22 protein-coding genes are annotated in these 20,258 nt (G+C 40.8%); 12 read left to right on the top strand and 10 right to left on the bottom strand.

The features are described 5' to 3' along the window. Positions 1-36: 36 nt before the first annotated feature. A complete protein-coding gene (locus PSR9079_RS13795) occupies positions 37-396 on the bottom strand; it encodes a glutaredoxin family protein (RefSeq protein WP_145235432.1) in 360 nt (119 codons plus the stop codon). A 261-nt stretch (positions 397-657) separates the two neighbouring features. Then, complete coding sequence (gene proB, locus PSR9079_RS13800) at positions 658-1,761, bottom strand: glutamate 5-kinase (RefSeq protein ID WP_149982097.1); 1,104 nt, start codon at positions 1,759-1,761, stop codon at positions 658-660. A gap of 129 nt (positions 1,762-1,890) precedes the next feature. Here proB and PSR9079_RS13805 point away from each other — a divergent pair, with 129 nt between their 5' ends. Next, on the top strand, positions 1,891-2,853 hold the full coding sequence (locus PSR9079_RS13805; protein ID WP_145235428.1) for a DMT family transporter: 963 nt from the start codon (positions 1,891-1,893) through the stop codon (positions 2,851-2,853). Here PSR9079_RS13805 and PSR9079_RS13810 read toward each other — a convergent pair. The 3 genes from PSR9079_RS13810 to pdsO are packed head-to-tail and all read right to left on the bottom strand — an operon-like array spanning position 2,745 to position 6,136. After that, complete coding sequence (locus PSR9079_RS13810) at positions 2,745-3,341, bottom strand: class GN sortase (protein ID WP_149982098.1); 597 nt, start codon at positions 3,339-3,341, stop codon at positions 2,745-2,747. The genes PSR9079_RS13805 and PSR9079_RS13810 overlap by 109 nt on opposite strands. Beyond that, positions 3,338-5,359, bottom strand: coding sequence for a marine proteobacterial sortase target protein (locus tag PSR9079_RS13815; protein WP_149982099.1), 2,022 nt, complete (start codon positions 5,357-5,359; stop codon positions 3,338-3,340). The genes PSR9079_RS13810 and PSR9079_RS13815 overlap by 4 nt, the downstream gene beginning before the upstream one ends. A gap of 39 nt (positions 5,360-5,398) precedes the next feature. Continuing rightward, positions 5,399-6,136, bottom strand: coding sequence for a sortase-associated OmpA-like protein PdsO (gene pdsO, locus PSR9079_RS13820; RefSeq protein WP_149982100.1), 738 nt, complete (start codon positions 6,134-6,136; stop codon positions 5,399-5,401). Positions 6,137-6,360: 224 nt separating this feature from the next. Here pdsO and pdsR point away from each other — a divergent pair, with 224 nt between their 5' ends. From pdsR to PSR9079_RS13835, 4 genes are all read left to right on the top strand, one after another. Next, positions 6,361-7,050 (top strand): proteobacterial dedicated sortase system response regulator, encoded by a 690-nt coding sequence (gene pdsR, locus PSR9079_RS13825; RefSeq protein ID WP_145235419.1) that lies wholly within the window; start codon positions 6,361-6,363, stop codon positions 7,048-7,050. Continuing rightward, on the top strand, positions 7,050-9,182 hold the full coding sequence (gene pdsS / locus PSR9079_RS13830) for a proteobacterial dedicated sortase system histidine kinase (protein WP_149982101.1): 2,133 nt from the start codon (positions 7,050-7,052) through the stop codon (positions 9,180-9,182). The genes pdsR and pdsS overlap by 1 nt, the downstream gene beginning before the upstream one ends. 102 nt (positions 9,183-9,284) lie before the next feature. Next, the gene (locus PSR9079_RS23670; RefSeq protein ID WP_179959192.1) at positions 9,285-9,443 is read left to right on the top strand and encodes a hypothetical protein; all 159 of its coding nucleotides are present in this window, start codon (positions 9,285-9,287) and stop codon (positions 9,441-9,443) included. A 50-nt stretch (positions 9,444-9,493) separates the two neighbouring features. Next, positions 9,494-9,727, top strand: coding sequence for a hypothetical protein (locus PSR9079_RS13835; protein WP_145235415.1), 234 nt, complete (start codon positions 9,494-9,496; stop codon positions 9,725-9,727). Positions 9,728-9,755: 28 nt separating this feature from the next. On the opposite strand, the gene PSR9079_RS13840 is transcribed toward PSR9079_RS13835, so the two are convergent. Genes PSR9079_RS13840 through PSR9079_RS13855 form a run of 4 tightly spaced genes read right to left on the bottom strand, consistent with a single transcriptional unit; the run spans position 9,756 to position 13,630 of the window. Then, positions 9,756-10,256, bottom strand: a complete 501-nt coding sequence (locus PSR9079_RS13840; protein ID WP_149982102.1) for a DUF1543 domain-containing protein — start codon at positions 10,254-10,256, stop codon at positions 9,756-9,758. A gap of 8 nt (positions 10,257-10,264) precedes the next feature. Continuing rightward, entirely contained in the window at positions 10,265-11,614 is a 1,350-nt protein-coding gene (locus PSR9079_RS13845; RefSeq protein WP_149982103.1) for a sigma 54-interacting transcriptional regulator, read from the bottom strand. 2 nt (positions 11,615-11,616) lie between these two features. Further along, entirely contained in the window at positions 11,617-12,159 is a 543-nt protein-coding gene (locus tag PSR9079_RS13850) for a hypothetical protein (RefSeq protein WP_149982104.1), read from the bottom strand. A gap of 1 nt (position 12,160) precedes the next feature. Continuing rightward, the gene (locus PSR9079_RS13855; RefSeq protein ID WP_145235537.1) at positions 12,161-13,630 is read right to left on the bottom strand and encodes a sensor histidine kinase; all 1,470 of its coding nucleotides are present in this window, start codon (positions 13,628-13,630) and stop codon (positions 12,161-12,163) included. Between the two features lie 316 nt (positions 13,631-13,946). Between PSR9079_RS13855 and PSR9079_RS13860 the strand changes: the two genes are divergently transcribed. The 5 genes from PSR9079_RS13860 (at position 13,947) to PSR9079_RS13880 (ending at position 16,805) form a co-directional block, all read left to right on the top strand. Further along, positions 13,947-14,174 carry an EF-hand domain-containing protein gene (locus PSR9079_RS13860; protein WP_149982105.1) on the top strand — a complete coding sequence of 76 codons (228 nt, stop codon included), beginning with the start codon at positions 13,947-13,949 and terminating at the stop codon, positions 14,172-14,174. A 22-nt stretch (positions 14,175-14,196) separates the two neighbouring features. Further along, positions 14,197-14,424, top strand: a complete 228-nt coding sequence (locus PSR9079_RS13865) for a hypothetical protein (protein ID WP_145235404.1) — start codon at positions 14,197-14,199, stop codon at positions 14,422-14,424. Positions 14,425-14,534: 110 nt separating this feature from the next. Then, positions 14,535-14,771, top strand: a complete 237-nt coding sequence (locus PSR9079_RS13870; RefSeq protein ID WP_149982106.1) for an EF-hand domain-containing protein — start codon at positions 14,535-14,537, stop codon at positions 14,769-14,771. Between the two features lie 12 nt (positions 14,772-14,783). Next, on the top strand, positions 14,784-15,020 hold the full coding sequence (locus PSR9079_RS13875) for an EF-hand domain-containing protein (RefSeq protein WP_149982107.1): 237 nt from the start codon (positions 14,784-14,786) through the stop codon (positions 15,018-15,020). A gap of 120 nt (positions 15,021-15,140) precedes the next feature. After that, the gene (locus PSR9079_RS13880) at positions 15,141-16,805 is read left to right on the top strand and encodes an amidohydrolase (protein WP_149982108.1); all 1,665 of its coding nucleotides are present in this window, start codon (positions 15,141-15,143) and stop codon (positions 16,803-16,805) included. A 9-nt stretch (positions 16,806-16,814) separates the two neighbouring features. Here the strand turns inward: PSR9079_RS13880 and PSR9079_RS13885 are convergent, their stop codons facing one another. Further along, the gene (locus PSR9079_RS13885) at positions 16,815-17,042 is read right to left on the bottom strand and encodes a YgjV family protein (RefSeq protein WP_145235395.1); all 228 of its coding nucleotides are present in this window, start codon (positions 17,040-17,042) and stop codon (positions 16,815-16,817) included. Between the two features lie 268 nt (positions 17,043-17,310). Between PSR9079_RS13885 and PSR9079_RS13890 the strand changes: the two genes are divergently transcribed. Both PSR9079_RS13890 and PSR9079_RS13895 read left to right on the top strand, forming a co-directional pair. Next, complete coding sequence (locus tag PSR9079_RS13890) at positions 17,311-17,967, top strand: Crp/Fnr family transcriptional regulator (RefSeq protein ID WP_145235393.1); 657 nt, start codon at positions 17,311-17,313, stop codon at positions 17,965-17,967. Between the two features lie 355 nt (positions 17,968-18,322). Beyond that, the gene (locus tag PSR9079_RS13895) at positions 18,323-20,221 is read left to right on the top strand and encodes a hypothetical protein (RefSeq protein ID WP_149982109.1); all 1,899 of its coding nucleotides are present in this window, start codon (positions 18,323-18,325) and stop codon (positions 20,219-20,221) included. Positions 20,222-20,258 lie beyond the last annotated feature (37 nt).

The following is a 20,258-nucleotide window of genomic DNA, read 5'->3' on the forward strand; positions in this document are numbered from 1 at the left end:
AATGCTAACACAGCAAATGCGCTTGAAAAATGAATATTAAGCTGCAGCTTTATTTAAGTAAGCAATGATATCGTTTGATTCATATAACCAAGTGACTTGGTTATCTTTTTCGATACGTAGACACGGTACTTTTATTTTTCCGCCTTGTTCGAGCAATTCTTGACGATACTGTTCATTACTTTTCGCGTCGCGCGTTTCAACTTTTAACCCTTCGCGTTTAATTGCACGGCGCACTTTTACGCAGAATGGGCAAGCTTTGAATTGATATAGTTTAAATTGTGCAGTGAGTTGATCAAGCTGAGCTTGCTCTCCCGCAGGACGTTTTTTACTACGTGGTGTAAAAACAAAATCAAAAAATAAGATCAAACTACCTAATAACCAACGAACTAATTTCATCAACTGGGCCCTGTTTACAACAATTTAAGGGCACAGATTTTAGCACAGAATATAAAGCTAAAATAGCATCAAAGAACGCGAATCCATCTCCTAAAAGGTAAAGCAATCCACGTTATTTTAAAAATATAAAGCAAAACTCAATACCGCAGTGAAAAGGCCGGCATCAAAGAATAAAAGCTTGAGTCTTGCTGTATTATTAAACTATTCATTTATATCCTCAAGGGATGACTTTAATGTTTTACAATGTAGTAGCTTGATAATCTAAAACAACACCAAATCATCTCGATGGATCACTTCACTACCGCAATCAAAAGCTAGTAACTTAGCTATTTCACTTGAATGACAACCTTTAATAGTATCGGTTTCAGCTTTACTAAAACGTACTAATCCACGGGCCACTAATTGTTGATCGCTGGTGACTAAATCAATCAAATCGCCACGTTCAAACTGCCCGTGCACACCGCGTACGCCTTTGGCTAATAAACTAGCGCCTTGTTGCTGTAAAGCATTTACTGCGCCATCATCAATCACTATTTGGCCACTACTTTTAGGTCCAGCTAACAGCCATTTTTTACGGCCATCTCTTGGCGCTGTTAGCTTTACAAAGCGTGTGCCTGGTAACTGTTCGCTCATACAATTAAGGATCACATTTTTACCAGCGCCTTTGGCTATAATCACTTCCACCCCGGCTCGACGAGCGATATCAGCGGCTTGCAATTTCGTTGCCATACCACCCGTGCCTAGACTAGTTCCACTGCCACCAGCAAGCTGGCGTAACTCATCATCAATATGTGCCACTTCGTCAATTAATTGCGCATTAACATCAGTACGTGGATCACTGGTAAATAAACCTTCTTGGTCGGTTAGTAATAATAATTTGTCGGCATTAGCTAATATAGCGACCAGTGCTGAGAGGTTGTCGTTATCACCTACTTTAATTTCAGCAGTTGCGACCGCATCATTTTCATTAATGATTGGCACCACGTCATAACTTAATAATGCAGTTAAAGTATCGCGGGCATTGAGGTAGCGTTCTCGGTCATCAACGTCAGCGCGAGTCAGTAGCATTTGCCCTACATTCACGCCATATAAAGCAAATAAGCTTTGCCAAATGTGGATAAGCTGACCTTGACCAATCGCGGCAAGCATCTGTTTATCAATCAAAGAACGACCGCAGGGTTTTAATAGTTGCTCTCGGCCAGCAGCCACCGCGCCACTTGATACCAGCACAACTTGATGACCTTGCTTTTTTAATTCACAACATTGGCGAACTAATTCAACCATGTGTGCTTTGTCGAGTTTATCGGTTCCACCAGTGAGTACACTCGTTCCCAGCTTAACCACTATTACCTGTGCCCTTTGCATGCTTTTTACTACACAAAAATATTGAAGGATTTATTTATACCAGTTATCGATTTTTGAACAAGTTAAAAATATTCAATCACGGTGCTGACGTGCTAGGATCGTGTTTTAATTCACTTTAAAGCGACCTTCATGCCAGCCAGTTTATGTTTAATAATCGCCACCTTTTTATGGGGCAGTTCTTTTATCGCGCTAAAATACGCGATCGCCATTTATGACCCTGCACTGGTGATTTTTTTACGCATGTTAACCACCTTAGTCATGGCATTGTGCTTATGGCGTTACGTTATTCGCTTTAAATATCATCAAGGTGACTGGAAATATCTGGTGGGGATGTCGCTGGCTGAGCCCTGTTTGTATTTTTTATTTGAAGGCCATGCAATGGAATATACTTCAGCTTCTCAAGCGGGGGTTATTGTATCGTGCTTACCGATTATCGTAGCACTTTTAGCGTTTTTTATGCTCAAAGAGTACATCAGTAAGGCCATTGTTATTGGTTTCACTTTTTGTATTGGCGGCAGTATCTTATTAACTTTAATGTCACCAAGCTCAGAGCAGGCTCCCAATCCATTGCTGGGTAACTTTTTGGAGTTAATGGCAATGGTCTGCGCTGCATTTTATACTATTTCAGTTAAACATTTAGTTGCTCGCTACTCACCATTAACCTTAATTGCACTGCAAGGTTTTAGCGGTAGTCTGTTCTTTGCGCCATTTTTACTGTTTATTGATTTACCCAGTGAAAATCAACACGACCTTGGCGCATTATTAAGTATTTTATATTTAGGCTCTTGCGTCACCTTAGGCGGCTATGGTTTGTATAATTACGCAATTAGTAAGGTGTCGGTGCTCACTGCCGCTGCCTATTCAAATTTAATACCGATTTTCACCCTAATATTATCAGCAATTATCTTGGGAGAAGTGCTCTCTCTTAGCCAATGGCTCAGCATTGGCGTGGTATTTGTAGGTGTAATGATAAGTCAGCGTCATCAAGAATTGGTAGTAGACATAGATAACACCGATGCAGGTGATGGCAATTTATCGGCAGAGACTAATAATCGTAATTCAGTCCCGGAGGCTAAAGAGTCAAACGGATAACAGGTTAATAAATACAAGCCTTTATGCGCTAAAAAATCGTACTGGGACTGATGAATAACCGCAATCCCACGCACTCGATAGCGATCAATTTGGCCATTTTGCGTTTGTAAGCTAAATTGCTCACCCACATTCACTTTTTGTAAGAAAGCAAAGTGAGTGTCATTATGTCCAGCAATTAACACGCCTGCTTGCTCAGAGCCTAGCTCTGCACTAGCTAAAAAGTGACTCGGGGCAAACGCTAAGTTACGGCCACTGGCTCCTGCTAATATTGTTAAGGTTTGCTTTTGGCTTGGCCAATTCAGTTGTGCAGTTACATAACTATCAGCATAGAACCAGGGGTTAACTTGTTGCTCTGGCGTTGTCAGTGCCACTTGCCAAGCCTGCTCTATAAGGCGTTGTGCCAGCCACGCTTTAGCTTGCATATAACTACCATGACCAAGCAACGCCAAGCCAACAATCAACAATATAGCGCCAATCACTGCTTTCATTTTTTCAGTCTCGACACTGCAAATCCAGCCAACAGCATGCAACCGAGTAAAATATGTAATCTGCTTTGCCCATCAGTTTGTGGCAAACTCATTGCTAGACCCTGAGGTCGTTGATTAGCCACTTGCACATTCTGCTCAGCAACAGTGCTCGATGGTGTCTGTTCAATCGCTACAAAGGCGGTAAACGGACTAAGTAATTGATGTTCAAGCGCTAGACTCTCAACCTGTGCTTTAACCTGCTCTTGCTCGTTATAAAGTAATAATGATTTAATTTTTTGCCGTGCCCACAACCTTGCAATTCCATGAGCCGGTCGCCCTTGTTGTGTATTTAACTTTATCGACAACGGTCCTTGCGCCGTTTTCCCCGCTAAAGTAACGCCGGCATTATTATCAAGCTTTATAGCAACCATCACCGGCTCTGAAAAATACAGGTCGGGTAACGGCGATGGCCAATATTCAAGAGCTTGATTTGCCAAATCACTGCTAAGCGCAAGTTGAGTAATTGCAGGATGAGCTAACTTATCAAATAGTTGCTGCATTTTTGGTTGCACGTCACTACTGCTGCCAATATAAGTAAACGTTCCGCGTCCAACATCTGCAGCTCGACGCATAAAGTAACTATTAGGCGCACTACCGATACCAATCGTAAACAAACGACTATCACCTAGTTGCGCACTAATATGGTTAAACAATGCATCTTCATTACTGACACTGCCATCGGTTAAAAATACCACTTGACGCACATACCCTAGATGCTCACGAGCATCTAGTACACCATCTAATGCCCCTTTAATATCAGTGCCGCCATCAGCTTGTAAATTATATACAAAGCGCTCAGCACGGCGTAAATTAAAATCATTAGCCGGCACAGGTTTATCGCTCATAGGCATAATTTGATCGTCAAAGCCGACAATATTAAAGCTGTCGTTACTATCAAGTAACGATAACGCATAATGAAGTGCACTTTTGGCTTGCTCCATTGACTGTCCGTGCATAGAGCCGGAAGTGTCGACTACAAAAATCATTTCTCTTGCTAGACGCTGAGTCTGCGTAAAATGATCATCCGGCGGCAGCAACATTAATAATCCATAACGTTCACCATTACTGAGCTGCTCAGTAAAAAATGCGGCTTGCGCTTGCTCTTTTTGCAGCGGTTTAAACTCCAGTAAAAAATCACGATTCACGGCACGTTGTTCATTTAAAGTAACTTGATACTGACCAAATGCCAGATTTTCAGTATTAATACGATGATATTTAGACTGAATATCCACCAGCTCTAGGCCAACATCAATATTAACCGTTAGCTTAAACTCGCCTTGAACCGAGCCTGCATTTTTAGTGGCCATGTAAATCGGTGCTATCCAACCGGTGGCAGCAATACTCGCTGATGATAACTCATTACTCTGCGAGTCAATCATATCCTCTGCTGTTTCATTTAATACCCCATTAATCGGATGGTAACGCGGCGTTATCGTGGTTGGAAATCGTAGTGCAAATGTACCACTGCGATAATCAATCACTTCTTGGTATTGCAGCTCTATTTGCACTTCTTCGCCAGGGCCTATGTTTGCCACATTAGTGACAAACATGTTTGCACGCTGCTGGCGCACTAAAGCGGCTTGTTTACCCGCTTGTTGCGCCTGTTGAAAACGCAGCTCGGCTTGTGCTTTTTTATCAATTTCACCTTTGATCACTCGCTCACCAATGTGCATAGTCATAGCATGAACCGCACTTTCATCGGGCAGCGGAAAGACATAGCGTGCATTAACAGCAAACGGGTTTTCATTGCGATAATGTTGAGTTACCACGACATGGTTTATCAATCCGGTGACTGTCATGGTGGCATCACTTTTTAAGATAACGCCAGGCGCTGCCTTTGCACCATTGCTGTCGAACATAGTTAGTTCTGGCGATGTGCTGGCGTTACTCGCACAACTAACAAACGCGATGAAGGTAAAAAGGCTTCCTCGTAACCATAAATGGCTACGGGTCAGCACTTTGCTTGGTTTACTCAACATAAAAATCACTCCCTTGGCGGCTACTTGGCAAAATGGCGATTAGTTACTCGCGGTTTGGTTATACGGCTGCGTGCTTGGACGAGTTGTTAACGTTACACGGCGGTCAAACATGTTTTCTTCATAATTATCGCTATCTGCCACAGTTTGTTGCTCACCAAATGCGGTAGTCGTTAAGCGGGTATGGCTTATACCTTGCTTTATTAAGTAGCTTTGTACATTTGCGACTCGCTGTTTTGAAAGCACTAAGTTAGCGAGCTCATCACCACGTTGATCGGCAAAGCCATTTAAATCCAACTGCAAGTCTGGCTGGCTTTGTAGTAAATTCACTAGTTGATCAAGTTGGCTGGCAAAGTGCGGGGCAATCTCACTTGAACCGGTTTTAAATTGAATGGTCATTGCCATTAGGTTGTGCATTTTTGCTAATGCAAGTCGTTCGTTATTACTCTCAAGCTTATCGAGCTGCTCACTCATTTGCGCATTTTGAGCAAGTACATGCTGGTAATCATCGGTTTTATCTTGCAGCACAACTAACGCACGTTGTTGCTCGGCAATTTTATCTTCTGCCACTTCTTGCTCGCCAATCAAGCCTCCGGCAAATGCACCAACAAAGGCACCAATTGGGCCGCCAACAATACCGCCAACAATTGCCCCCGTACTTAAACCTATCACCGTTTCTTTATGAGTTTCTTTTGCTTTAACTGCAACTGTGTCAGCGTGGGCTAAGTTAGGTGCTGCAAAAATAGTCGCGACAGTACAAGCGATAATCATTTTTTTCATGGTGTAATCCTTTTTTGCTTAATTACTTAATAGTTGGCAACTCATGGGTTGGTAGCTGCCCGATTTGGTATAACGCTATTAAAGCAAGCTCAAGTGGCAACAAAGGGGAGCAAAAAAGGCAAACTGCTGAGCAATTGTGGCAAAAAAATGGCAATTGCTTTTTCGCCAGTGCGAAAGCAAAAAAATTAGGTATAGTGCAACTAGAATATAAGAAGGTGCTGTAAATGAAGAAGATTGCAATTATTGAAGACGAACCCGCGATCCGCGAAAATTACATGGAAATGCTCAGCGCGCAGGGTTATCTGGTCAGCGGCTATAGCAACCGTCAAAGTGCAGAGCATGCTTTTAATGACGCACTACCAGACTTAGCGATTGTCGATATTGGTTTAGGTCATGAAATTGATGGCGGTTTCTTACTATGCCAAACTCTGCGTTCGCTTTCTAAAACCTTGCCGATTATTTTTTTAACCGCCCGCGACAGCGAAATAGATACAGTGTGTGGCCTACGCATGGGCGCTGATGACTATCTCACTAAAGATATCAGCATGGCGCATTTGGCGGCTCGTATTGGTGCACTGTTTCGACGTATGGAAGCACTCGAGCAACCCGCTGATCAAAATGCTTTACTCAATCGCGGCCCGCTCACGCTTGATACTAAACGCATGCAAGTATTTTGGCAGCAGCAAATAGTCGATTTAACCGTAACTGAATTTTGGATGCTGCATTCACTGGCACAGCGCCCTGGGCATGTAAAAAGCCGTAACGAACTAATGAGTGATGCAAAGATTTACGTTGATGACAGCACTATCACTTCTCATGTTAAACGTATTCGCAAAAAATTTATCGCTTTAGATACTGACTTTGATTGTATAGATACCGTGTACGGTATGGGTTATCGCTGGGAGCAAGTGTAATGCTGCGCTTTGGTTTGCGCAGTAAATTTATATTGCTGTCGTGTTTTTTATTTTTACTGCCTTGGCTTGGCTATGAATACGTGTGGGAAATGGAAAAATTTCTGCGCCAAGGTCAAGAAAAAACCTTAGTCGGCACTACCCGAGCACTCGCCACGGCCCTGCATGAGCGCCCAGCATTATTTGACTCGCAAACCAATTTTTTAGATCAGGTTATAAAAGGCCGTGATCTTTACGCCTATAACCTTAGCAACCCCATTCAACTTGATGGCAAACTGTCGGACTGGCAGCCTTATCAAAGTCTTTTTTGGCATTACGATGAGCGCTATTTACAAACCAATAAACCCGATCATCAGCTTAAAGACTTATCGTTTGAGCATATGGTTGGCAAATATGAAAACTTTTTATATGCAGTATTTAAAGTTACCGATGACTCGGTGGTTTATCGCGCTAAAAACACCCTAAGTTTAACCCGTAATGATCACTTACAGATCATGTTAAAAACCCCACAAGGGGAATTTAAGCACTATATTGTTGCCGCTCGCCAAGATGGCTGGATCAACGCATTTGACGCACAAAGCAAAACCCCAATAACAAAAATTCAAGGCTATTTTGTCAGTACAGAGACTGGCTACAACATAGAGTTGCGGTTTCCGCTAACGATGCTTGGCAATAAGCTCGGCTTTGCAATTGAAGATTGGGATCAAGGCAAGCCTGAGCCACAGACTATGTCGACTTCAAACTTACAAAACCCCAATGATATTGGCTCAGTGCTGGTGCCCTCCCCTGAAATAAATCGTATATTAAAAGGTATGGGTCACAGCGGCAGCCGAATTTGGGTGGTTGATAATCATCACCGCGTGTTAGCGCAGTCGGGATCAATTCATCATGCCGACGGCGTTTGGGCTGATGGACTTAATGACCAGCCAGCAAAAACCTGGTGGCAACGATTTGAGAAAAACTACTTACATCCACTTTACTATAAAGTACTTACCCGCCCTGAAAATGAATTTTTAGATACATTGCACGATGTCGCAGCAATGCAAGGCACACATATAGGTAAAGCACTCAGTGGCACACCAGCATCGTCTTGGCGACTCACTCCAGATAACAAAGCGGTTATTTTATCAGCCGCATATCCTATTTGGATCCAAGATAAGGTCATTGGTGCTGTAGTGGCCGAAGAGACTACCAATGGTGTTCGCACATTACGCAACAAATCGTTAGAGAAACTATTTAATGTGATTTTAGCAGTGATGCTAATAGGCACAGTAACGTTATTCTTTTTTGCATCAAGGATCTCCAGTCGTATTCGTCGCTTAAGAGATACCGCAGAGCAAGCCATTGATGCTCAAGGGCGAGTAACTGGCACTATTAATTACAGCGATTCAAACGATGAAATTGGCGATTTATCTCGCAGTTTTGCAAATATTGTAAGTCGCTTAGGTGGTTACACTAACTATTTAGAAACCATGTCGTCGCGATTATCTCACGAACTCAGAACACCCGTTGCGGTCGTACGTAGTTCCCTTGAAAACTTACAAATGCAGCCACAAAGTGAGCTGAGCCAAAAATACCTTGATCGTGCCAGTGAAGGGGTCGAGCGTTTAGGTAAAATAATCACCACCATGAGCGAAGCAACTCGCCTTGAGCAAAGTATTCAAAGCGCTGAAGCTGAACCATTTGATTTGCGAAATGTGATCAATGGCTGTATGCAAGGCTACCAGCTAACCTATGCACAGCAACAATTTAGCCTTAATATTTGTCCGCAACCATTACTACTTAGCGGCGCGCCTGAGTTTATTGCTCAGTTGCTAGATAAACTAATCAATAATGCCTTAGAGTTTAGTGTTGAAGATAGCGCTATAAGTGTCAGCCTTGATCAACATGATAATGAAGCCCTGTTATGTGTCAGTAATCTAGGTCCACTTTTACCCGAGGGATTAACAGAGCATATTTTTGATTCAATGGTGTCGGTACGTAGTCAACAACTGCAGCAGCAACCACACTTGGGTTTAGGGCTTTATATAGTACGTTTAGTGTGTGAATACCATAAAGGCACAGTTAGCGCGGCTAATAATCAACAAGCTGATGGTGTGACTTTTACCGTTCGACTGCCTATTAATAATAATTAAGGATTACATTTATACACATTTTGTACGGTTAATGTTCACTTACAATTCAGTCGCGCAGACATATGCTTACTACTTAACTAAGTTGATAAGATAGGAGGCAATATGCAAGCGATACTGAAACGTGAAGAAATTGATTTTATTTTTGATTTATACAGCTATGAAGATAGTGATGAGTTAAACAGTAGCGAACCTAACTCTGATACTGAAAAACATGACATAACGCAATCAAAAGTAATTTATCAGCCTAGTTGTTTGACCTAAAAGCGGTTTGCTCATTACAATGGCGCACCTTGTAAAAGTACTGCCTAATAATGAAAACTCATTCTGCTAAAAAAGAACTTATTTTATTACCGATCTTACTTATTGTTATTTTACTGTGTATTGCTGGGCATTTTTTACTACAAGCCAGCTTCCAAGATAGCAATGTTACCGAGTATATGCTTGCTGCGTTACCTTTTGCTATGTTTGGCTTAGTGATTATCGCTTTTAAAATTGCCAGTAACAGTGAAGACAAAGAGCGTGCAGAACAAAGTGATAACGGCTAACGCTTGTACCACACACTCTCTTGATTATTTATAATATATGGTAACCAAACCAATCGGGCTTAATCGCTTGAGATTGCTCGCTCGGGGTTAGCTTGATATGTAATTGACTGTCGAGCAAGTCAATTGCAAAGCAATCATCTACATCATGTAAGTCATCTTTATGAATATGACTTAAACCTGCTAGTAAATCCTCTTTTGCTCTTTGTTTAGCTTCGTCGCTACTACTAGCTACATATAACGCAAAGTCATGCTGCTCAGCTAAGCTATCAGCACGATACGCTCCTAAATTTACAAAGTATAACTGCTGCGATTGGGCCACGGGTTCATCAACCACGGTTACTGCAAAGCCATCAATGTGATTTACCGCCATATAGCTGTCCATGTGCACGCTACTTTTATCACCGACCCACTGCGCTTTTAATTTTGAGTAAGTTTGTTCAATCAATTCCCCAACAACAAAACGAACATCATGCATTTCAATATGGCAGCCCTGAATACGCCCACCTAAATACACCATAAATAACTGCATTTTCTCTCCTAACAAATAGTATCAACGTCAATGTTGTGTTTTTTGATCAACTTATAAAAATCTGAGCGATTTCGCTTAGCTAGTTTTGCCCCTTCAGCCACGTTACCGCCAGCCATCTTTAAAGCATTAATCACATAATCACGCTCAAATTCTTTTTTAGCATCGTTAAGTGAAAGCGGCTCAACATTGTTGGTATTACTATTAAGCGCACTTTCAACCAGCTGTGCTGATATTACTTCACCTGGGGTAAGTGCGACAACCTGCTCTACTACATTTTGTAACTGGCGAATATTACCCGGCCAATCGTGACGTACTAATGCATGCATTGCATCATTGGCAAAACGCTTTTCTTTTTGATCCATACGTTTAGCAATGGTAGCGCTAAAATACTGCGCTAATAAACTAACGTCTTCTCTGCGCTCACACAGTGGTGGTAATTTAAGATTCACAACATTTAAGCGATAGTATAAATCTTCGCGAAATTGCTGATTAGCAATCGCATCAGGCAAGTTTTTATGAGTTGCTGATACAATCCGCACATCAATTGGAATTTCTTCTTCAAAGCCCACAGGGCGAATAGTTTTTTCTTGTAATACGCGCAGTAACTTAACTTGTAAATTAAGTGGCATATCACCGATTTCATCTAAAAATAAAGTACCGCCTTGCGCTTGCTGAAATAACCCTTGGTGGTCTTTAATCGCGCCCGTAAAAGCCCCTTTTTTGTGACCGAATAGTTCTGATTCGAGTAATTCACCCGGTACCGCACCACAGTTTATTGCGACAAACGGACCTTTACTAACATGGCTATGTTGATGAATAGCATTAGCTAGTAGCTCTTTACCTGTACCACTGGCCCCCGAGATCAGCACATTGACCTGAGTCGGACCTAGTAATTTAACTTGCTCAAGTAAATGCAGCATAGCACCACTGCGGGTCACGATATTGCTGTTTGATGCGCTTTCATCGGCACTGAGACCATGAATTTCAATCGCTTTTGCTAAACTATCAAATAACTCATCTTTATCTACCGGTTTAGTAATAAAGGCAAAAATACCTTGCTTCGTCGCTTCAACAGCATCAGGAATAGACCCATGAGCTGTCATCATCAACACTGGCAGCGCTGGGTAGCGATTTTGTAACTGACGGTGTAATGCCATACCATCCATTTCATCCATGCGTAAGTCTGTAACCACAGCATCAAACACATTATTTTTTAATAACTGTAGCGCAGCGATACCGCTTTCGCAGGTAGTCACTTGATAGCCTTTAGATTCTATGCGAATAGCCAATAGTTTTAATAAACTTGCATCATCATCGACCAGTAAAATTCGCGCGCCTTGGTTTTGCTCTGTTGACATAATTACTGCTCCTTAGTTTCTTCGCGTAGTAATAGTTGCTGCTCGATGGCTGCCAGTGATGACAGGGTTTCTTGCATTTTATTATTCAGCGCTTGCTGCTGTTCTTTAGCGTTGATCTGCTGTTTTATTTGTTGTTTTTGCAGCCATAAATACTGTTTTATATCATCTGGCCAATAATAAGCTTGATCCAGTTTTAGCAGCTGCGTTAATACTTTTTCCGGTGCTAATACATTATTTTTACAACTAAAATCAAAATAATTCTGAAGCTCTTTAGCACCAATATAAACCGTTTTACTCGCTGCCACTTGAAAACCACCGCACGACTTTGCATGCCAACCAATGACCGTTTCGGCAGGTGCATACATAGGATCGGTTTTCGGCCTAGGTTTCGGATTCGGTAAACTATCCCCTTGTGGTGTAGTCACCTTACCCGCTTGTTCAGCTTCAGGGTTGCTTTTATTTACTGGCTGCTCAGTTAACTCACACCCTGCGAGCCCTAAGGTTGTAATGCAAACCACTAAAATGGCATTTAAACGCACGCCCATGCTAATTAACTCCTTGGTTTTTATTGGTTGGAGGGATGATTGGGATTTGAATTATAAAACGACAGCCTTGTGGTTCATTATGCTCAACGTGTAAAGTACCCATCAATTGCTCAACAGACTCTTTTACAATGGTAAGCCCTAAGCCACTACCTTGAGCGGTTACATCTTTAGCATTCTTACCTTGATAAAAGGCACTGAATATATGTGATTTCTCTTGCTCTTTAATACCGGTGCCTTGATCGCTCACACTCATAGTCAAAGTACGACCAGCTAATGACAGAGCAATATTGACCGCCTGTCCTGCTGGTGAAAACTTTAAGCCATTAGAGATCAACTGAATTAAGATCATTTCAACAAGCTCTGCAGCAATTTCCAGTGGTTGCTCGGGTAACTCACAATGCCAACATAAGCTTTGCTTACGCGCCACTAAACGATGTTCAAAATGGCTGTTTATCTTGGTTATTAATTGCGAGAATTCCAGCTCACTTAAGTCTTCTTTGCTGCTGCGAATCGCATTGTAACTAAGTAAACTATCGATCATAGCGCGCAAACGCACCATGCTCTGAGTAATTAACGCCAACACCGCTTGCTGCTCTTTGTTAATTGGCCCAACGATTTCATCGGCAAGTAAGTCAGTTCCCTCAACCATTGACGCTAATGGAGTTTTCAATTCATGGGTAACATGACGTAAAAAAGTATCTTTTTGTTGCTCTAATTGATGCAACTGCTCTTGCACCCATTGTAATTTATTTCCTAGTTCAACCAACTCAGCAGAGCCTTGTACAGCTATTTTTTGTTGCCAATGACCTTGCCCAAGCTTATCAATAACCGACGTTAATCCTTTTAAGCGACCACTTATACGCCATAAAAAACCACCACCTACTAGTAAAGTTAATGGGATAAGTGCTATTAACCAATTGATAAATGAGCTTTGCAAAGCTTTTAACTGTTGCTGATTTTTAGTTATTTGCAGCTCATTTTGATCTCTTAGCCACACCGTTTGACGCGCAATTAATTCACTCACAGGAATAAACAATTGCGCATCTTGTTGTCCTTCAGTAACGAGTTGAGTATGCGCTAATTGCAATACCTGTGCGAGTTGCTGCCATTGCTTAATATACTCCCCCGTAGAACTTATAAAAGTTAGTTCATCAATGCTTTGTAGTGATGATTGCCACTTATCAACAATCAATTCATCGAGTGATTCGCTTTTCAGCACCCAGTTTTGTCGCGTTGCACGCTCTAAGCTATTGAGGTCTTGCTTAAGATTATTAAATGACTTGGTAATTTGATAATTTTCACTGACGATTTGTTGAGTTACTGCTAGCTGTTTATTCAGCGCATTTAAAAATACAATCACTACCAGTGATAATGGCAGCAGCGATAACAAAGTACTAAACAAAAACTGGCCTATTAAATTGGGTCGCCAACTAAGTAATGCACTGTACTTTTTAGCGAATGAGGCCACTATCGCCACTCCTTTAGTTAAAAGTCTGATTATGGAAGGTGTTACTTATACACTAGCTGAATCAATAAGAATAATGAATAAGGCGAACTGTGTAGCGCTATATAAAGCGACTGACGCTAAATTGAAACAACTTAACCAACTGTTTTTTAAAAACTTAATGAATACCCGTTAAAAGTTGTTGCAAAAAAGACACACTGCCCGGTCATTTTTTCCCACTTATTATCATGCCAAAACATTAAACCATTGATATTTATACAATAAAAACAATTGGCATCGTTCTTGTAATATCCGTATCAACGACTGTTTATAAGGAAATAATATGAAAATATTAACACCGCTGTGCTTATGCATCAGCCTACTGCTTAGCTTTAACAGCTTTGCCATTGATGTCGAGGCCACCTTCGCAGAACTTGATAAAGACAATAATGGCACATTGAGTGAAGCAGAAGCATCTGAAGATGCGGTATTACACGAAAGTTTTGAGCAAATTGACAAAGATCAAAATGGTCAAATTTCATTTGCTGAGTTTAAACAATTTTTGCAATAAATTCCCCTAAGGAAACACTGCTATGAAACAACTTATCGCCGCTTTTTCACTGATGTTTTTAGTCATTAGCGCCACTGTTTTAGCATCACAATTAAACGTTAAGTTTGCGCAATTAGATACCGACTCTGACGGACAAATTTCATTGCTTGAAGCCAAGCAAAACAACACGCTATTAAAGCAGTTTACTGATCTTGATGATAATAACGACGAGCAATTATCTGAGCAAGAGTTCGCAAAGTTTAAATTTTAAAAGGCTTTAAAGTATTTGCCATAATCCCGGAGGGAATGTGTAAACGGATTTAATGTTGGGATTTAAATTATGGCAAATGCTTTATTCTTTTTGTTGGTAGGATGTAAATAATGAAAAGCATATTAATAATATTAAGTGTGTCGCTAGCCACCAGTTTTAGCGCAATGGCACTGGATGTAAAGCAACGTTTTGATCATTTAGATAGCAATAAAGATGGCTATTTAACGCATAATGAGCTTGAACCACAACCACAATTGTTGAGTAACTTTAAACGTTGGGACAAAAACCAAGACAATAAAATTTCCCTATCTGAATTTAAGCGTTTTTTAACTAATAATCTAGATTAACGAGTTTCCCCAATGAAATTTTGTACACAACTGGGACTAAGTTTGTTATTTGTCAGTAGCTGTTGCAGTTTTGCAACAACTGATAATATAGCAGAACAATTCAAAAACTTAGACCGCGATAAAGACGGTCTTATCACGCGTTCAGAGTCAGCAAAAGATCCTGCCCTGTGGTCTCGTTTTAAAAACTATGACAGCGATAAAGATGGTAGATTATCACTGTCTGAATTTACTCTATATGCAAATAAATGAATAGCTAATTCATCAGCATAGTTGAAATGCACAACGATAAATAATTTATTATATTTAATTTGCAGACTCAGTATTCTCTGTTACTGTTTAACTAACAAAAGCAGAAAAAGAATTCTAACAATGAGATGCTTACTCGCCTGTTTAATCACTTTATCTTTACCTGTGCTAGCTGATACCACGGTGATCTACAATGCTAATGGTTACACTCCAACTTACAGTGGCCAATTACAGCAATTTTCTACACTGGTTATTAAAGATGGCAAAGTAGTAAAAGTAGGAGACGATAAACTAAAAGCGAGTTTCCCTAATGCTGCAATATTTGATGCCGAGCAACAAACCTTATTACCTGGTTTAATTGACGCCCACGGTCATGTGATAGGACTTGGTAATAATTTAGCGCAACTCGATTTACGTGGCAGTACGTCAATTGCTGAAATACAAAAAAAGCTCGCTGTATTTGCGGCCAATAACCAGGGCTGGATTATTGGCCGCGGTTGGAATCAAGAACTGTGGCCTAATAAGCAATTTCCTACTGCTGCTGACTTAGATAAAGTTGTCAAAGATGTTCCGGTGGTGCTTTCTCGTGTCGATAGCCACGCGATTTGGGTTAATAGCAAAGCGATGGAGTTAGCCAAATTAACACCCTCAGTACAGTCACCCGCAGGTGGTGAAATTATTCGCAACCAAGCAGGTCAACCTAGCGGTATTTTTGTCGATAAAGCCGAAAGTTTAATTACTGCACATATTCCAACGCCATCTGATCAAGACGTAAATAATGCCTTAAATCAAGCTGGCCAACATCTGCTCAGCTTAGGTATAACCTCAACTCACGATGCCGGTATTGATAAACAAACATGGCAAATTTATAAGCAAAGAGCTGAGCAAGGCACGCTCCCACTGCGTATTGTTGCAATGCTAAGTGCAACAGATCCGTCCCTTGAAGATATGCTCAGAGCCGGTCGCTATAAAGATCTTAACGATTTCATGTCTATTCGTAGTGTAAAAATATATGCTGATGGTGCGCTAGGTAGCCGTGGCGCCGCACTACAGGCCGATTACGCAGATAGAAAGAATCACCAAGGTTTAATGCTCGAAACTCAACAAAAACTAGAGCAGCTGTACACATTGAGCTTTAACCACGGTTTTAGCGCTAATACTCACGCCATAGGCGATAAGGCAAATCATATTGTGTTAGATGCCTATCAAAACGTATTTAAAAAAACCGGCGGTATTTTATTACGCAATCGCATAGAGCATGCACAAATAGTTGCCCCTGCTGATATTCCTCGGTTTAAAACACTGAAAATAATTCCATCAATGCAGCCGGTACATGCAACTTCTGATATGCACATGGCAGAGCAACGTCTTGATGAGGCTCAATTACAAGGTGCTTATGCATGGCAAACTTTTTTAAAGCAAGGCTCGGTAGTGGCTGCAGGCTCTGATTATCCTGTTGAGCTGGCCAATCCATTTGATGGTCTATATTCAGCAATCACTCGTCAAGATCATAACCAATTACCTGCCAATGGTTGGCGTGTCAGCGAAGTACTGAGCAGAGAAGATGCACTCAGAGCATTCACGTTAGGTGCTGCATATGCCGCACATCAAGAATTTAAATTAGGTAGTTTAGAGCAAGGAAAGTGGGCTGACTTTATTTTAATCGACAAAGACTATTTTAAAGTGCCAGTACAAGAAATTTTTACCATTGTCGTAAATCAAACATGGATTGGCGGTGAATTACGCTACCAAAAAGCGCAAACTGATAACCAGAGTAAGGCGCAATAAATCACGCTATTATTGCGGTTTTTGTTGTTGACGTTTGAGCTTAATTAAATGATAAATATTTACGAAGGTTAGCAAACCATTGGTGATAGCCACAGGCCATGCAGCAATCGCAATACCGTAAGCAGTGAAAGCAATACAACCGGCAAGATTAAACCAACGAAGTTTGCTCACATCACTCATAGTTAAAGAGGCAATAAGTAAAGCTGAGGCAAAATACCCCAAATATTCCCAACTCATTTGTTCTCTCCGGTACTTTAGGTTAGCATTGCAAATGTTGTAGTTTAGGCAAAGTTATTCCACAATATAGCAATAGTATAAAAAGGCTAACTTACTAAAAACCCAAAGCTGCTAAAAGCACACTTTAATAATCATTACACGGGATATCAGGTATTAAGCTTAATTAACCGAGTTAACTAAGCTAGTAAGTTAGCGTAAATTCTTAGAATCTTAATGCTAACGTCATTAAGATGTAATAAATAGGACAATTGTCCGAAGGGCATTGTTGATGTTTCAATATCATTTTTCTAGTTATCTCGTCGACCAGCTACTAACCTTTGCTGGCAGCCGTTATCAACAATCTAAAAAAGAAGTACTGATCCACCAAGATCAACCTCTTACAAAATTAGTGTTAGTCAGAAGTGGCACCGTATCGTTTAGTTATGATGTCGGTAATGGCCGCCGCTTACTGCTGGGCCAACTTGATTGCAACAACACCTTAATTGGTGAAATTGAAGCGCTAAACAATAATCCCTGCATTTATACAGTTACCTGCTTCAGTGACGTTAGCTACAACCTAATAGAGCTAAAGCACTGGCGTGCCCTGTTACTTGAAAAGCCAGAACTGAGTTTATACACAGCACAAACTATTGCCGCTAAGTTTCAAGAAAACCAAAAAATTAATTTAGATAAACTATTGTTGCCATTGGGTTACAATATCGCCAAAGACTGTTTATTACGTGCCGAAAATAATAACCCCACCCTGCTGCGCGCATACCCAACGGTAAATGCTGAAGCTGAGCGTTTTGCCACCACAGAGCGAGCCTATCGCCGCGTAGTATCGGAACTGGTGGAAAGAGGTTTAGTCGCACGCTCAAATGATGGACTCAAAGCGGTTGATTTAGATAAACTTAGCGATTACGTGGATAGTTTTTCGCAGCTATGAAGTTGACTCACATTAAAATTCAGCCGAAAAAAACAACGTTTAACTGCCTAAAATGCAACTATTTACATTTACAACCGCAGCCTACTACTTTAGCATAGTAAGCTAATAACGAAGCTGCGCTAAATCCGTAAAAATTAAATAAGAGATTTATTACATAACAGGGTAACAATTTTCTTATTTAATTAATAAAAGTATATATAATGTTCACTTGACGTATATATAATGTGCGCTTATCCTTGATGAACAAATTATTGTATTATAGGTGCAAGCCTGACCTGGTGCGCGCTTCGGTACATTTATAGAACTGCAATTAAGTCTGTTTACTTTAAAGAGAAAGGAAAGAAAGGTAACGATTATGGGAAATAATAAATTCAAGCTCACCAAGCTAGCTCTTGCACTTGGTCTGACAGCAACTTTAAGTGGCTGTTTTAGCGATAACGACAACAATGATTATGTAAAGCCACCAGTTCCACCTGAACCAACCGTTGATGTTGCTGTACCACCAGTAGCAATTGAAGCTCAAGCAGGTTCAGTTACTGTTAATATCGTAGATGTAAAGGGTGCTGCTTTAGCTGATACGGTTACAGCAACGATTAGCTTTACTTCTTCTGAAGACGGCCTTTTAACAGCTGCAGGCAACGCTTTAGCTGATACCGACAAATCATCAACAGCTAGTTCGTTTGCATACACAGTAGACTCTATCCCAGCTAATGGTGTTAGCTATGACTATGTTATTTCTGCTGCTGGATATTTAAACAACTCTGGTACTTTAACGTTATCAACAACTGATAACGTTGTAGCACAAGAAATTCGTTTAACACCACGTACACTAGCAGATTCTGATGTAGCGATTGTTGCTGACACTAAAACATTAGCTGAGCTTGTACCTACTGGCGAAAATACAACTGTGTCGTATGACCCAGCTTCAGGGTTATCAATTTCTGGCGATAAAACAGAGATTACATTACCACAAGCAATTAACAAAGCAGGTGTTGCTGTTGGCGGTTCAACCGTTAAAATCAAAAGCGGCACGCAATTTTTAGATAAAGATAATCAACCGTTAACGACAGTTCCAAAAATTACTGTTGCCTACTTTGCGAATGAAGCAACACGTAATGATGAAGAAGGCGAAGCTGCAGCTGCAACCTCGTCGTCATTAGATGCGTTCCCTGGAGGTTTAGCTCTATCTGTAGCTTCTGATCCTAACAGTACTGATCAAGTGCAAGGTTCATTTACTTCAGGTGGCTTTGTTGCTATCGAGCTAGTTGATGATGCTGGTAATAAAGTGAAATCTTTTGGTGCAGGCAATTCAATCACTGTTGCAATGCAGGTCGACAAAAAGACTTCAAACCCTTGTCCTGTAACTTTACCTGCCGGTACTACTGATATCAAAGCATACGCCGAAGCAAATGGCTTCAAAAATGGTGTATGTACTGTTGCAGCTCCTGTAGCTCGTAAAATTGCGGTTGGTGATATCTTCCCAGTTTGGAGTTACGATGAAGAAGCTGGTAAATGGGGATTCGAAAGCTACGGTGAAGTAACTGATAGCGGTAATGCATCAACATTTGATGTATCAGTAGATGTAAATCACCTATCTTACTGGAACCTTGATTACTTCAACAACAATAAATGTTCAAGTGTAAAATTTGATATTTTAGATAGAAATGGTGACGCTAATATAGCTGAAACAACTATTTTACTTGAAATTAATGGCTATAGAAGATCTTTCACTAGCCGTAACGGTAATTATGGATCAGCAACGTTTAACAACCCTCCAGGTTTCCCGGTTAAAGTTAAAGTATTGCGCAATGGTGTTAACGTTTTAGATGGCTTGTCAACTGACACTGATAGCACTGCATCGGCATTATCTGTAAGCAATATCTGTGACTTAAATGATAAAGATCTAACACTTACAATTGCTCCGCCAACAATTGTAACTAAAAAAATAACAACACAGCTAGTGTGTAGCAATACCGGAGATTTTGAAATAGGTACTCCACCGGTTGCAACACCTGCGCTAGTCAGATTGTTTAAAGATGGCAACTTCAAGCAAACTATTTACTCGAAAGGTACTTTCAACCTGAACTTAGAGCAAGGTGGCACTTACTCTGCTAGTTACCTTAACTACAACACTAATGTGTGGACATCTACTCCAGTAGCGGCAAACACAACTGCAGCTACATTTGATATCCCAGTAGTGTGTGAAGTTGATACTGTACCAGTATCTGGTTCTGGTTCAGGTTCAGGTTCTTAATCTGAGGTAGAACTGTACTTCCTAAAGCCGCGCATTT

Source organism: Pseudoalteromonas rhizosphaerae (assembly GCF_902498845.1).
Lineage (GTDB): Bacteria > Pseudomonadota > Gammaproteobacteria > Enterobacterales > Alteromonadaceae > Pseudoalteromonas > Pseudoalteromonas rhizosphaerae.

Coding starts and splice junctions, on each gene's coding strand:
- PSR9079_RS13850 (WP_149982104.1), bottom strand. CDS start 12,159: ATGGGCGTGCGTTTAAATGCCATTTTAGTGGTTTGCATTACAACCTTA.
- PSR9079_RS23670 (WP_179959192.1), top strand. CDS start 9,285: ATGCAAGCGATACTGAAACGTGAAGAAATTGATTTTATTTTTGATTTA.
- PSR9079_RS13810 (WP_149982098.1), bottom strand. CDS start 3,341: ATGAAAGCAGTGATTGGCGCTATATTGTTGATTGTTGGCTTGGCGTTG.
- PSR9079_RS13845 (WP_149982103.1), bottom strand. CDS start 11,614: ATGTCAACAGAGCAAAACCAAGGCGCGCGAATTTTACTGGTCGATGAT.
- PSR9079_RS13840 (WP_149982102.1), bottom strand. CDS start 10,256: ATGCAGTTATTTATGGTGTATTTAGGTGGGCGTATTCAGGGCTGCCAT.
- PSR9079_RS13860 (WP_149982105.1), top strand. CDS start 13,947: ATGAAAATATTAACACCGCTGTGCTTATGCATCAGCCTACTGCTTAGC.
- PSR9079_RS13880 (WP_149982108.1), top strand. CDS start 15,141: ATGAGATGCTTACTCGCCTGTTTAATCACTTTATCTTTACCTGTGCTA.
- proB (WP_149982097.1), bottom strand. CDS start 1,761: ATGCAAAGGGCACAGGTAATAGTGGTTAAGCTGGGAACGAGTGTACTC.
- PSR9079_RS13870 (WP_149982106.1), top strand. CDS start 14,535: ATGAAAAGCATATTAATAATATTAAGTGTGTCGCTAGCCACCAGTTTT.
- PSR9079_RS13875 (WP_149982107.1), top strand. CDS start 14,784: ATGAAATTTTGTACACAACTGGGACTAAGTTTGTTATTTGTCAGTAGC.
- pdsR (WP_145235419.1), top strand. CDS start 6,361: ATGAAGAAGATTGCAATTATTGAAGACGAACCCGCGATCCGCGAAAAT.
- PSR9079_RS13805 (WP_145235428.1), top strand. CDS start 1,891: ATGCCAGCCAGTTTATGTTTAATAATCGCCACCTTTTTATGGGGCAGT.
- pdsS (WP_149982101.1), top strand. CDS start 7,050: ATGCTGCGCTTTGGTTTGCGCAGTAAATTTATATTGCTGTCGTGTTTT.
- PSR9079_RS13795 (WP_145235432.1), bottom strand. CDS start 396: ATGAAATTAGTTCGTTGGTTATTAGGTAGTTTGATCTTATTTTTTGAT.
- PSR9079_RS13815 (WP_149982099.1), bottom strand. CDS start 5,359: ATGTTGAGTAAACCAAGCAAAGTGCTGACCCGTAGCCATTTATGGTTA.
- PSR9079_RS13890 (WP_145235393.1), top strand. CDS start 17,311: ATGTTTCAATATCATTTTTCTAGTTATCTCGTCGACCAGCTACTAACC.
- pdsO (WP_149982100.1), bottom strand. CDS start 6,136: ATGAAAAAAATGATTATCGCTTGTACTGTCGCGACTATTTTTGCAGCA.
- PSR9079_RS13895 (WP_149982109.1), top strand. CDS start 18,323: ATGGGAAATAATAAATTCAAGCTCACCAAGCTAGCTCTTGCACTTGGT.
- PSR9079_RS13835 (WP_145235415.1), top strand. CDS start 9,494: ATGAAAACTCATTCTGCTAAAAAAGAACTTATTTTATTACCGATCTTA.
- PSR9079_RS13885 (WP_145235395.1), bottom strand. CDS start 17,042: ATGAGTTGGGAATATTTGGGGTATTTTGCCTCAGCTTTACTTATTGCC.
- PSR9079_RS13865 (WP_145235404.1), top strand. CDS start 14,197: ATGAAACAACTTATCGCCGCTTTTTCACTGATGTTTTTAGTCATTAGC.